Here is a 12,770-nt window from a genome sequence, read left to right on the forward strand (position 1 = left end):
ACAATAGTGTTTTCACTTCCTATCCTTCGAATTGATCAATTCCAACTCACCATCCCGATACAACACCTCACACCCCATCCACGCCGGATCCACCTGCGGCATCACCGCCGAGGGCTTGCGCAGTTCCCGCAACAACGTCGAGCCATGGGACAGCCGCCCGCCCATCCGCGCAATCACCGCCCGGGCGGTTTGGTAGTGCGCATGCCGCCCGGGATCGAGGGTGTCTTCGAGCAAGATGTCCTCGCCGAGAATGCCTTGCACCTGCCCCGGATAAATCATGAATCCGGTCGCTTGCTCCGCACCTTCGCGACCGTCCTGCCAAAAGCTGCCATCGCGGGTGCGCACGTCGGGATGCGGCGCGAACCAATGCTCGCGATCCGCCATGGGCATGGCGTGGTGCAGACGGAAGAAGATGCGCATCAGATTGTCGCGATACCACTCGCGTACTTGCAGGTAGTAACCGCGCAGGCCCGGCAGGCCGGTCGAATGCGCGAGGCGGATCAGCCCGGACCATTGCGGGAATGGCTGTAGCGGCAGTTCGCTCGACGCGGGTCGCGGGGTGGCCGGGTCGGTCTCCCATGGCAATCGATGCGGACTGTTTTCCAGGTTGTCGTACGCGGTCGGCGGGCGGCCCAGCCAGTCGCCGCCACTGCTGGCCAGTGCAGTGGCAATGCACAAATTGCCTTGCACCACGAACACGTAGAACCGGGTGAACCAGTCTGCTAATTGCTGGCCATTGGCACCTTGGGCGACCAGTTCGGCCAGCTCCCGATCGAAGCGCTGCAAACCGTTTTCAAGGTTCAGCAAATGGCCGCGAGCCTTGCGTTGCATACGCAAAAACAGCGGCAACGAACGCAGCATCTTCAGCGGTTGCCACGGCAGATGCGGCGTCGCACCACCAACTTCACCGGCGTAGTTATCGGCGCTGATGCCCCAGTCGGCCAACCGGGCAAGAAACAGGTCATTGTTGATGTAGGACGCGCCGCCGAACACAGCAGTGAACGGCTCGTTGTCCTGCAACACTCGCGCATCCCAGCGCGCCATGATCGCCGGGATACTCACCGCCGCGCGGCGCTGGGCGTACTCCACCAGCACGCTCGGTTGCGGCGGCAGGATCTCGGCGATGTTCGCGGCGGTCAGGTGCCGGCGCCAGCCGTAGTCGCTGATCGGCCGGTATTGCAGCAGCCACAATTGCGCACCGTCCCAGGCCCATTCGACGTCGCCGGGCACGTAGTGGAACACGCGCAACACCTCTTGCAGAAAGCGCCAGAGCCGGTCTTCGGTCAAGCCGTGGGACGGCGTGAACGTGCCGCTACGCCACGCATCGCCGAGTCGCGAAAGCGTTGCTTGTGAGGGGCTGACGTGACCGTCGGCCAACGATTCGAGATGGCCTTCAACCCATTCCAGTTCTACCGAGAGATGGCGCACGAACGCGATGCCGGAAACTACCGGCGTGATGAAGCGCTGCACCACCACTTCCTCGACGCCTTCGGCCGTCAGTTCGGCGATGCGTTTCGGCACATTGGCTTGCGGCTCGCGCAGATAGGTTGTGCTCAAACCGGCATTCGCCGAATCGGCCTGATCCTCGCCATAACTGGAGGAGCGCACCGCCCAGGTCACGTCGGGTTGGGCAGCGAGAAATGCCGGCAGACGCGGATCGCTGCAATCGTTGAGGGTCAGCGCGGCCGGCACCGCTTGCCGGGCCAGTTCAGCCAGGCGCAAACGCCCGCCCTTGGTGTGCGCAACAAACCCGCGCTCGCCCGACTCCAGCCATTGCGCGAACTGCGCGGGCGAGTCGATCCATGGGTAATGGCCCCAACCGGGTTTGAGACTGATAGTCAGATCAGCGCGAGCGAGAATCGCCGACCACGCCGCCGCTTGCTCGATGCCGAGCACCGCATCCTGATCGCCCCAGACCAGCTCGACCGGATCGGTGATCCACTCCAGCAGCGGCAACGCAGTATCTGCGCGAATCACGTCCCAATGCGGCACGAACGCACGGCAACGCGCATAGCCGGCGCCCATGCGCTGGTACTGCGCGGGCGTCCAGGTCTGGTTGGAGAACTTGCGCGCGAACAGCGTGGGTTTGTTCGAGAGCAACCAGTGAATGGTCTTGCGAATCGGCAGCGGCGACATCAGCGCCGGCAACCGCCGCTGCCACAGAAACGCACCGACCGGCGCCAACAAAACGCTACGCGAAAAATGCCCCGGCCGACGTTGCAGCGCATGCAGCACCAGCAACGCATTGACCCCGACCGCCATGATCGCGCTGCCCTGCTGTGTCATCGCCAGCAAGGTCTGCGCGTAGCCCGCCAGATCCTCACAGGGCGGCTGCGGATTGGCGCCGAAGCCCGGCAACTCCAGCGGCACCACTTCGTAACGCTGAAAATGCGGCAGCGCGTCATCCCACCAATCGGCGGCGCTGCCGTTGCCGGCCAACAGGTACATCAGGGGCTTGCTCATGGGCGATCCTCAGGTCAGATCGTGCAGAGCCGCGTCGAGGGTCGGATAGCGGAACGTGTAGCCCGCCTCCGTTAAACGCTGCGGCACCACGCGCTGACCGTCGAAGAATAGCTGCGCCATCTCCCCTGCCATTGCACGCACTGGCGCGGCGGGAATATGGAACCACACCGGACGCTTGAGGACCTTGCCGGCCTGCTCGGCGAACGCTGCCTGACTGACCGTTTCCGGCGCCACCATGTTGTAGGTGCCGCGCAGACTGTCGTCATTGAAAGCCCTTGCGATCACCTGAAGCACATCATCGCGATGCACCCAGCTCATGATCTGCCGACCATCGCCCATGCGCCCGCCGAAGCCCAAGCGGAACGGCAGCAGCAACGGCGTCAACGCGCCGCCCGGGCCGAACACCACGCCAAGACGCAGCACCACCTGACGCACGCCAAACTCAGTGGCCGGTTGCGCGGCGGCTTCCCAACGCGCACAGAGTTCGGCCATGAAACCGTCCCCCTTGCTGGCGTGTTCAGCGAGGCTTTCGCTGGCATCGCGCACGCCGTAGAAACCGATGGCTGAGGCTTGAATCCACAGCGGTGGTTTTTGCTTGGTGTTCTTCAGCCAGATCATCAGGGCTTCGGTGGTGCCGACTCGACTGGCGAGCAGTTGCGCCTGACGCTTGGGAGTCCAGCGTGGACCGGCGACGGGTGCGCCGGCGAGATTGATCACTACGTCGAAGGCTTCGTCGCGGCTGAGTTCGCTGAGCGAGTGCACACAGCGGACGCGGCCGTTGAATAAATTGGCGGCGTTCGACGGATCTCGCGTCAGGACGCTGATTGAATGACCGGCATCGAGCAGTTGGTTAACCAAGGCTTCACCGATAAACCCGGTGCCGCCGGTGATCAGTACGCGCTTGAAAGCGCCGCCAGCAAACGGACTGGATGAGCTCGGAGTCTTTACTGAAGGGGATTTTCGGCGGTCATGGCGATATAGCCAAACCAGCGGCGGCAACAACACCAGCAACGCAAAACCATCGAGCCACAGATGCGACCAGACCTGCCGTTGCGCTGAAAGCCACATGTCCTGCGGCGCCCATAACAGGATGCCGGCGATCAACCATCCCCACACTGCTGGGGCTTTCAAGCGATTACCCAAATGCACCAACGCGAGCATATACAGCGCATAACTTTGCAGCGTCGCGCCGAACAGCGCGAGCCACCAGACCTGTTGTTCGTGGCCGGCGGCGGGCACCGCATCGGCGCCCCAGAATGCGAGTTCCAGGGTGTGCAGGTAGCCGTCGAGTAATCCGGAATGACCGGCCCAGGTCAGGGTGAGGCCGGCGAGAATGTGCACGATTGAGGCGGCGTATAGCCAGAGTACTAACGCGGGGCGAAGGGAGATCGAGGGGGCTGGCATTCCGTGTCCTGAGCGCATTCCTTGGGGGTGGGGAGTTTAAAGGAAAATCGCAGTCGTCAGATGCTCAAGCATTAAACGTTTTAGCGTGAGGGATTCAGGCTCAACGCGTGCGAAAGCGCATCAAACATGCCCCCAAAACTCAGATGCAGCGACTAGCCTTGATCGGCGCGGTGCCTGACGATCCCAATCGCCCCACTTGAAGAGACCCAACTGATTACCTTTGTCAGCCGCCATTTGATAACAGGCTAACGCCCGAGACATACCCTTCGTTCTAAGCTCGCCACAACAAACCGTTTCACTGTGTTCTTCCTTGAGTCATTCAGGCTTTGCGTTTGGAGAACCGGGTGACGCATTGCTTGGGTATGTTCATTTCCCAGTAGGTGCTGAGCAACGCTTTACGCTTTTTGTCGACGCGCAAATTAACGAAACCATCGCCGCAATCCGGCTGCAATTCTTCGAAGGTGCCGGTTCTGGCTTGGTAAATGAACACCCGGTAGTAGTCGTAAGTACCCATGCCGTCATCAAGCTGCCAGATCGCGAAATCCTGTGCGCCGTCGAAATTGAAATCGTCGAACTGCATGTGGAGTTCGTTTACGGCTTCAAAATCGACCGTCCGCGACTCGTTATGCGTTTCGCCTTTAACCGCGACGTTCAGCGTGGAGCCTTTGAGAACCAGCGTTGCTTCAACGCCTTGGGTTGGGCTGAACGTAGCGGTTTCGGCTAGCGACGGGATCGTCCACAGCAGGCCCAGCAGTGATAACGCTAAAGTTTTGAAATGCATGTACTCGCCCTATTCCCACTTGCATCCGGACTCCGGAGAGGAGTCGATGCTGGTATTCATTCCGAAGCTGTACACCTTGCCGTTGGACTGCTTTGTGTAAGACATCGAGACGATCTGCGAGCCTTGTGTCATCAACTCATAAGTGCCCGTGACCTCGCCGTTGATGACTTCGGACCAAGTTCTGGTGTACTGCCAAGGCGCGTCCGGATCGAGGATTTCATTCTGAGAATCCGTCAACACAATGGAAATAGGCTCGCTGGATTTGGCGTACTTCACAAAACCACCGGACCATTTGCTGGCTTCGTCGTAGTAGGTCCGGAGTTCGAACTTTACCGGGCTCGATTGGGATAGTTCGAAGCAAAGTGATTCGGTGGTGACTGCGCTTTGAGCGCCTAAAGGAAATAGCGCAAAAAAGAGAAAGAAAAGTTTGTTCATGCTCATCCAAGTAGACGCTTTCGCGCCAATGCTCTGACTTGTCCGTTTCAACGTCTGTTCTTGTCCGGTGCCAAAGCCAATTGGCGAGCACGCTCTATCGTCGCGCGAATCAGGCAGGCATCGGACCACTCACCGAAAACTGATTTATGCAATTTCGGGTCGGCCTGGCACTCCGCATCTCGAAATTTCATCCAGGCTCTTTGAGTTTCCCTCAGTGCTTTCTGATCGCTTTCGTCCAGCCGGCTCATACGATCCCGAAATACAGAATTCAACAATGCATCCGCGTCAGGAACCATCAGATCAAGAACACCATTTCCCGAGGGAAACCACTCTACGTCCGCCAATGCCTGTTCGCTCTCATTGTTCCAATTGTAGAGGCCGTTTTCTTCGATCTTCAGTGTGGCGGATCGCTGATGGTGATTCGTCGGATCGCTTTCGCTGACCTCCGAGCGATAAACAATTTCCAAATAGATAGGATCGGTTGTGCGCTGAGGATCATTCAATAGCGTTTGCCGAACAATGGCCCGTTGCTTATCGCTCTCAGTGATCTCTATCGAAAAGCACGGATCCGGCCCAGGACGTTCTGCGGACGCCTTCCTCTCCAGGCATTGATTACGAACCGCCATTGAAGGGGTATCCGAACCGCCACCCACATCAACGACTCTGACAAGCAACCGGACTTCCGGGTCCTTGGAAAAGTCGGCCTGAAGGATGGTGGCAATCATCGTGCCCTCAGCCATGACCACAGGCGACAGTATTGAAAGTAAAAAAATGAGGCTGAATCTGAAAATATGCATTCCTTGGCGTCCGTAAAAAAGCACAGTGATCCGTTCAATTGTGAACGGGCCTGCGAAAGAAGATAGAGTCAGAACCGACAAACGGGCCAGATCTATTTAAGTTCTCAACCAAACTCAAAGCGATCGAGCGCAACAAATAAATCCGTCCCCTTTACCAATCACCGCACATACGCCTCGGTGGTGCCCATGCCGCCCAGGATCGAAACCTCCCTCGCGTCGCTATTTCGCCCGTTCAGCAACGCGTGCAGGCACTTTTCCGACTTTACCTTCCGCGATCATGGCGTCAGAGTATTTTTTGTAATATTTCGCAGCCTCGGAAGTTTCTTTCAAATTCCACAAAGAGTCCGCGATATTGAGCATCAGCACAGTCCGCTTACCAACTACTTCGATTCCCCGATAAATCCTCAGTGCGGACGAATCATCACCTGCTTGTGCTAGATAGAAACCGACATTGTTCAAGGCTTGGACGTTCTTACTGGCTGGGTAGCAACTCATATAAGATTCGACCCCCATGAATAGTTGGTCTTTTACAGCAAGTCCTCTCGCAGAAGCATTATTAATCGATTCCACTGACTTTATTAGATTGTTAGGAGAAATCGTTTCCAAGTTCGGCACAATCACCTCTCCCCCATCAGTCAACCAATTTCCCCCTTTCCAACTTCCAGAACACGCTTCAGCGGAGCGTGACAAAAGTACGCAACCAGTATCCATTGAAACCATATCGCAATAATTATTCTCGGTGGCAACCACCTCTTGCCCATTGCTCAACTCTCCAAATACAGTTCGCTGAACCAACGCATATTTTTTGCTGGGTGAAAGAGAATCAGAGTTAATACCTACGTCAACTGAAGCTTTGCTCCCACTATCGTATAAATCATAGCTTTCGTTCATCTTGGAGAAGGTAGCGCGCTTCCATACAGCGGCACCTTGATCCCAAGAAGAAAACTTGAGCATCGCACCATCGGCACTCGTCAAACTCGAATCTGCGGCATTACAAAAAGATCCAATTGAAAAAATTAGACACGTACCTATAAAAAATTTTGCCTTTAACATTTTCAAAGCCCTGCCTTTAAGTAAAAATGGGGACAGACCACGTTTTTCGGATCATTATTAAAACGTGGTCTGTCCCCATTTCATACTCTCAACAATCAGTATACAGTTAGGGGAAACATGAAAAAGCTATACTTTTTATTATCTCCGGCTTTCGATACCCAATCGCCTTTATAACCGTCACCATCTGCCTTCCCTACAAACAGAGCTCGCTGCTTTTTCCCATCTTCTGCGTACTCAGTTACATTCAATCCCGCCGCGTCTACACATCCTTCAAAAACAATCCTCTCTGAAGAAGGTTTATATTTATAACCGCCTTTACTAGAGCACGAATTCTTTTTTATATCGCCTATAAACCAAGCCTTCTCAGCAACCCTTCCAATATATGCTATCGCCACACCATCAGACTTAAGCTCGCAATTTGAATAACATGCCATCTGAAAAATATCGGGCTTATTAGAGTCGAAAAACAAATACGTAGCTGAACCGTCAATTTTTCCTGCTTTATAGACTGGAACCTTTATTGCGATATCCACCCCCATGGACGAATCTGGCGTTTCCTTTTTTAATTCGAGATTATCCTGAACAGCGTCACCACACAACGAACTTATTGCTGCATCACTAAATGTTTGACTCTTAGAAATTATTTGACTTTTTTCGCTAACACGGCACTCATACCCATACCAAGCAGGTATCGATGCAGGTGAAATAACTTGTGAAAAGCTGTAGACCCTATCGAGAGAAATTTTCTTGTCAACATAGGAAAATACAACCCAACTCCGGCTTTTAGATGATGAAAAATCCAAGTGCTCCAAGACATATTTTTCACCATATTTATAAAGCCAGTTAGAACTCATCGCTCCCATATTCTCGGAGACTTCAGAAAATTTACTGCCTGTAGATGCCTCAACTAAAAACCCATTTTCATTGAGCAAAATTTCGCAATTTTCTGACTTTTCCTGGCCATCAGTACATGACCCATGCTTTGGGAAAAAAGGCTTAGCGCAGCTTATGGACGGCAATAAAATAGCTAAAATAAAAAATAATGTTTTCAACTTTTAATCCTCGTCAAAAGCGCTTCGAATTTTTGCGCATAAAAAGCAAATACATCTTTCCGGTCAGTACCATTGATAATTTTACGAGCCGAAACATAGTTTTTACTACCAGGCGACAAATGTGCTGCCAGTGTATTTCCAGTTGAGAACAAACCGTCACGCATGCCACCAAGCATAATTCTGGTCGCATACTCCAGATCCAACGCAAGGTCTGGGTTACCCGTAAAGTCAATACCCAAACCTGCGGAGAACTTCTCATAGTTTATCTTCCAAGTGATCTGGCTAAGCCCTCGCCCTCTATACTTGTAACCATCACCAATTTCAATATTATGATTCAATCTCGCCATATTAGCGCGTCGCCCAGTTGGACCTGAACCGTAGTCAACCTCAGCATCCGCATAGGAAATTTTTTCGCTAACAGGTGCAAAAAATACTACCCTATTCCAGTCATAAGACTCAACCCTGATAGTTGCCAGCATGTAAGATAGATACACATCATTACATTCATCAAAATACTCTCCCCACAACTTCATCATCATGGAGAGCAATTTTTTAAGATTATCTTCTGACTCTTGATTTAGCGGATGCACCAATGAAACATGAGTGACATTATTGCTAGCGAACCAACCAAATACATGCTGATGCTCTTTTTTGTACTCCTCCACGAACTTTTCAATATTCAAGCAGCCGCAAGAATACTTCATGCAATTTGAAATCAAACCAACCGGATGAATATGCTGAACGCTAGCATCAGCAGTAATACCATGTTGTCCTATAAGCTTACCCCACCAACTTAGACGCTCAATCCTTGCTTTTTCCTCAAGCCAAGCCTTGTGAGGATCAGAATCACTATGGCCAATAATTTCATCCAGAGTATCCCAATTTTCTTTTTTATAGTCCCATTCATTTTCATATCGCGTCACCATCTGCGATATGGGTTGGGAGAACCACGGTTTGCCCAACGCCTCCGCAATTTCAGACGGCGCGAGTTTTTTATCTCCATTTCTGTCGAGAATTTTGTACAGCGTCTCGTTAACAGAACCCGCTAGGGCGGTCTCTACATTCGGCAGATACGACTCACGCTCTTGCTCATCGAGACTCTCTTGAGCATGCAGAAAAGCTGCTAGGTGGTCGACATTGCTTGTGGTTTCGTTAATAAAGGTGAATCCGTTCCACTCAAACGGAGAGTGCCGCGAGAGCACTGTATCGGGTTCTGCAAACCATCCATCAATTCCATTACCATTTTTGTCGCCTAACAAACCATCTAGGCGCCACCAATAGGTGGTGGAAGTCGATGTACCCATCACTACAGATTCTTTGATTTTCTTCTCCGCGGGTAGTGCTTCAAGCAGTCCAACGGGAATATAGAAGTCATAGCCCACTTTGTTGCCTGGATCTGCTGCTTTAGGAGGAGTCGCGGCATTCATATGTGGTGCATGAGTAACTAACCACGTATCTGCTGGTATCTTGACTATTGTTTTTTCAGCAGCGGGAAGGCCTACAGCCTTCTCTTTACTTTTACTAGTAAAAGATTCCACGTCCTCACAGCTGAAAACTTCCAGGTGTAATAAATTTTTCGGAGCGGCATCTGTATGGGTCTGATATTTCCCAACATGCCCCAACACCTCACCGGCCTTAATTTTGTAGGTCTGAGGCAGTGGAACCACCTGCCCAATAGGGGCATGTGGCTCGTTCTTGGCTTCCAAATCTTCAAGCCAAACAAATCCAGGCAATTTACCGTCACTACTAACCTCAATTGCTGGAATAGGCTGACCACCTACAATCTCAACTAGCTTTCGATACTGCCTCGCGGCTTGTTCATCGCTAATTCTGATTTGCGTACCCGCCGGTAATAACGCAATAGGTTGCCCACCGCTGGTCGCATCACGAACGTTAGCACCGCTCTTTTGGTTCGGAGGAGCGTCTTTTGCTTCCTCTCCTACCAGATAGCTGTCTCCCCCCAAATGCTTCATTTGCCCCTTAAATACCCATCCAGTATTGACAGGCAAGCTTGGGAACTCAGGAGTGACACTGACGACTTCCAGCCAGTTTTGGTTAGGTGGTCCCGGTTTGGTGAGTACCTTAGTGCCACGGGGTAGTACTGCCAAAATAGGTGTTTGAGACGAATTGCCTTCACGAACCCTAAGTCCCAATGATTTGGTTCGAAGATTTTCCTTTACTTGATAAAGGCCTTTCCCCCAGAAACCCGGAGGCTTAAGCGAAGGATTCGCTTTATAGGTTTCCCAATCAAGTAGGTGCATATAGAGACTGAAGAACGTCAGGCTTGGCCCAGTCGCAGCAGCCGTACCAGTAGCAGGAGCCGGCGTAGACGGTGCCGGTAACTCAAGTCGATGCTTAACCAGCACAAACCCCGTCGAATAAACCGAGTGCGTCGAGCCAAAATCAGAAGTCGGATATTTCTCGTCAATACGGTATGCGACGACTTCTCCATCAGCGATGCACCTGACCTCCGTCAGATCCTTCACCAACCCCGAAGCTTCATCGAAATGAACACCACCATGCCAAAGACCATTGGCCCCCAGCGGATAATAGCCATCCTTCGCTTTGGCTAACGCCTTGTAGAACTGCTGCGGATCGGTCGCTTCGGCCGTCCCTACTTTCAAGGGATACGACCATTTTTCTACTTTCTTGGTTGTCTCTGTCATTACCAATTACCTGAATTCTGATCCTTGGTGGCTTGGATTGCCGTCGATGTCTTACCCGGAAAAATTGAGCATGCGCTTCGGTTTGCGTTTGATCTTTTCCTCAGACGCATTCAACAACGCCTGATCCATCAAACTCCCCGCCTTATCCTTATCCGCCGCCCCCGGCAGTACCGGCGGTTTAATCCCGATGCCAGTCCCACTCCCCGGCGAGCCACCCGCATTGATCTTCACCACCGGCCCAACCACCGTCACACCACCGCCATCGAGCTTGATAAAGCTCCCACCACCAAGAATGGTCAGCTCCGTCCCCGCCTCAATAACAATCTTGTCCCCAGCCTTGAGGTGAATCTCTTTCCCCACGCTGGTGAGCTGCGCAGTCCCCAGCTTCACATGCTGGTTCTGCCCAACCGTGAGGTGATCATCCAGCTTCGCTTCGATCTTGCGGTCGCTGATGGTGGTGCGGTGCTCTTCGGCCTTCAGCTCGGTGTAGGTGTTCTTCACCACGGTGTCGTGACGTTCGTTGCCGACGCGGATTTTCTGGTCGTGCTCGATGTTTTCGTCCCAGTCGCGCTGGGCGTGGATGTAGATTTGCTCGGCGCCTTTTTTGTCTTCGATGCGCAGTTCGTTGTAACCGCCGCCACCCGGGGAGCTGAGGGTTTTGAAGACGCTGCGGGTTTTGTTTGCCGGCAGGGCGTACGGCACCGGGTTTTCCTTGTGGTACAGGCAGCCGGTGACGAGGGGTTGGTCGGGGTCGCCCTCGAGGAAGGTGACGAGGACTTCCATGCCGACGCGCGGAATGCTGATCGCACCGTAGCGGTCGCCGGCCCAGGAGCTGGAGACGCGCAGCCAGCAGCTGGTTTTGTCGTCGGCGAGGCCTTCGCGGTCCCAGTGGAACTGGACTTTGATGCGGCCGTATTGGTCGCAGTGAATTTCTTCGCCTTTGGGGCCGGTGACCATAGCGGTCTGGCTGCCGAGCACCCGCGGTTTCGGGTGTTCGAGGGCCGGGCGGTAGAACACGTCCCACGGGGTGGCGAGGAAGGTGTTGCGGTAGCCCTGGTGGAAGTCGTCCTTGTTGTCAGTGGTGTCGCTGGTCACGCCTTCTTCGAGGACTTGCGGCTGTTTGCCTTCGTGGAAGATTTCGGTGAGCAGCCACAGGTCGTTCCACTCGCTGCGCGGGTGGTCGGACAGGGCCATGAAGTGGCCGCTGACCAGTTTGGTCTGGTCGCCGCGACCTTCGGCCTGGCGGTAGTCGGCGCGGTGGCGTTCGAGGGCACGCTGGCTGAGGAACTTGCCGCGCGCACGGTCGATGAAGCGGCCCGGGTAGTCGTAGTCTTCGAGATCCGGTTCAGTGCTCTCGCCATCCGGTTTGTACGCCGCTTCCATTTGCAGGCGCGGTTTTTCGAAGTCGTAGTCGCGGCGCGTGGTGCGGCTGGTGCGGGTTTCCAGGCGCAGTTTGAAACCTTTGATCACCGGTTCTTCGGCGACCATGCCGCTGCCCTGCACGTACGCGGTCGGCTGGCCGAGGTCGGGGAACACGGTCTGGTCGTCGCCGAACACCAACAGGTGGGCTTTTTCGCTGTGCTGGAAGTGGTAGTGAATACCCTCCTCTTCGCACAGGCGCTGGACGAAGTGCAGGTCAGTTTCGTCGTACTGCACGCAGTAGTCGCGATCCGGGCACGGCTGGCTCAGCTGGAAGCTGTAGGCGTTGCCCTTGATCCCGTGTTCGTCGAGGATCAGCGCGATGATTTTCGGCGCCGACATCTGCTGGTAGATGCGCTGGTTGGTGCGGTGATGCAGGTATTGCAGTTGCGGTACCAGCGAGACCTTGTAGCGGGTCAGGCGCTTGCCGGCATCGCCCTGGGCGACACGGTATATCTGGCCGTGAATGCCCGAGCCCTGTGGATCGAATGCGAGAAACGCCTGCTTGTGCAGGAGTTTTTCCAGGTCCAGATCGGGGTTTTCGCTGACCAGTTCGAGGTCGAAACGAAACGGCTGGCTGATGCCTTCGGTGCCGGTGAACGACAGCACTTGCAGGTCGCCCACGTAGTCTTCGACCTTGAGGCTGAAGTGGGTTTCGTTAGCTGGGTTGAACATAAAGCGCTCCCTGTTCGAATGTCGT

The 12,770-nt window shown here is 54.1% G+C and carries 9 protein-coding genes; all 9 read right to left on the reverse strand.

From position 1 onward, the window contains the following. Positions 1–12: 12 nt before the first annotated feature. The 9 genes from ACVHNU_RS24365 to ACVHNU_RS24405 all read right to left on the reverse strand — a co-directional run bounded on the left by ACVHNU_RS24365 (position 13) and on the right by ACVHNU_RS24405 (position 12,745). A complete protein-coding gene (locus tag ACVHNU_RS24365) occupies positions 13–2,463 on the reverse strand; it encodes an alpha/beta hydrolase (protein ID WP_473018445.1) in 2,451 nt (816 codons plus the stop codon). Positions 2,464–2,472: 9 nt separating this feature from the next. Then, entirely contained in the window at positions 2,473–3,867 is a 1,395-nt protein-coding gene (locus tag ACVHNU_RS24370; protein ID WP_473018446.1) for a TIGR01777 family oxidoreductase, read from the reverse strand. 319 nt (positions 3,868–4,186) lie between these two features. Next, on the reverse strand, positions 4,187–4,648 hold the full coding sequence (locus tag ACVHNU_RS24375) for an XAC2610-related protein (protein WP_247267179.1): 462 nt from the start codon (positions 4,646–4,648) through the stop codon (positions 4,187–4,189). A gap of 9 nt (positions 4,649–4,657) precedes the next feature. Continuing rightward, the gene (locus tag ACVHNU_RS24380) at positions 4,658–5,083 is read right to left on the reverse strand and encodes a hypothetical protein (RefSeq protein ID WP_473018447.1); all 426 of its coding nucleotides are present in this window, start codon (positions 5,081–5,083) and stop codon (positions 4,658–4,660) included. A 47-nt stretch (positions 5,084–5,130) separates the two neighbouring features. Beyond that, positions 5,131–5,880 (reverse strand): lysozyme inhibitor LprI family protein, encoded by a 750-nt coding sequence (locus tag ACVHNU_RS24385; RefSeq protein WP_262141239.1) that lies wholly within the window; start codon positions 5,878–5,880, stop codon positions 5,131–5,133. Positions 5,881–6,099: 219 nt separating this feature from the next. Next, positions 6,100–6,933 carry a tetratricopeptide repeat protein gene (locus ACVHNU_RS24390; RefSeq protein WP_262141238.1) on the reverse strand — a complete coding sequence of 278 codons (834 nt, stop codon included), beginning with the start codon at positions 6,931–6,933 and terminating at the stop codon, positions 6,100–6,102. A 95-nt stretch (positions 6,934–7,028) separates the two neighbouring features. Further along, on the reverse strand, positions 7,029–7,985 hold the full coding sequence (locus tag ACVHNU_RS24395) for a hypothetical protein (protein WP_262141237.1): 957 nt from the start codon (positions 7,983–7,985) through the stop codon (positions 7,029–7,031). Next, a complete protein-coding gene (locus ACVHNU_RS24400; RefSeq protein ID WP_473018448.1) occupies positions 7,982–10,651 on the reverse strand; it encodes a hypothetical protein in 2,670 nt (889 codons plus the stop codon). The genes ACVHNU_RS24395 and ACVHNU_RS24400 overlap by 4 nt, the downstream gene beginning before the upstream one ends. A 51-nt stretch (positions 10,652–10,702) precedes the next feature. Beyond that, positions 10,703–12,745: a type VI secretion system Vgr family protein gene (locus ACVHNU_RS24405; RefSeq protein WP_473018449.1), complete on the reverse strand. Its 2,043-nt coding sequence runs from the start codon at positions 12,743–12,745 to the stop codon at positions 10,703–10,705. Positions 12,746–12,770: the final 25 nt, after the last annotated feature.

It is taken from the genome of Pseudomonas sp. Ors-4-3C (assembly GCF_055755035.1).

Bases quoted from the DNA above. Each gene is read 5' to 3' on its own strand.
- ACVHNU_RS24390 (WP_262141238.1), bottom strand. From the start codon at position 6,933: ATGTTAAAGGCAAAATTTTTTATAGGTACGTGTCTAATTTTTTCAATT.
- ACVHNU_RS24385 (WP_262141239.1), bottom strand. From the start codon at position 5,880: ATGCATATTTTCAGATTCAGCCTCATTTTTTTACTTTCAATACTGTCG.
- ACVHNU_RS24370 (WP_473018446.1), bottom strand. From the start codon at position 3,867: ATGCCAGCCCCCTCGATCTCCCTTCGCCCCGCGTTAGTACTCTGGCTA.
- ACVHNU_RS24380 (WP_473018447.1), bottom strand. From the start codon at position 5,083: ATGAACAAACTTTTCTTTCTCTTTTTTGCGCTATTTCCTTTAGGCGCT.
- ACVHNU_RS24400 (WP_473018448.1), bottom strand. From the start codon at position 10,651: ATGACAGAGACAACCAAGAAAGTAGAAAAATGGTCGTATCCCTTGAAA.
- ACVHNU_RS24375 (WP_247267179.1), bottom strand. From the start codon at position 4,648: ATGCATTTCAAAACTTTAGCGTTATCACTGCTGGGCCTGCTGTGGACG.
- ACVHNU_RS24365 (WP_473018445.1), bottom strand. From the start codon at position 2,463: ATGAGCAAGCCCCTGATGTACCTGTTGGCCGGCAACGGCAGCGCCGCC.
- ACVHNU_RS24405 (WP_473018449.1), bottom strand. From the start codon at position 12,745: ATGTTCAACCCAGCTAACGAAACCCACTTCAGCCTCAAGGTCGAAGAC.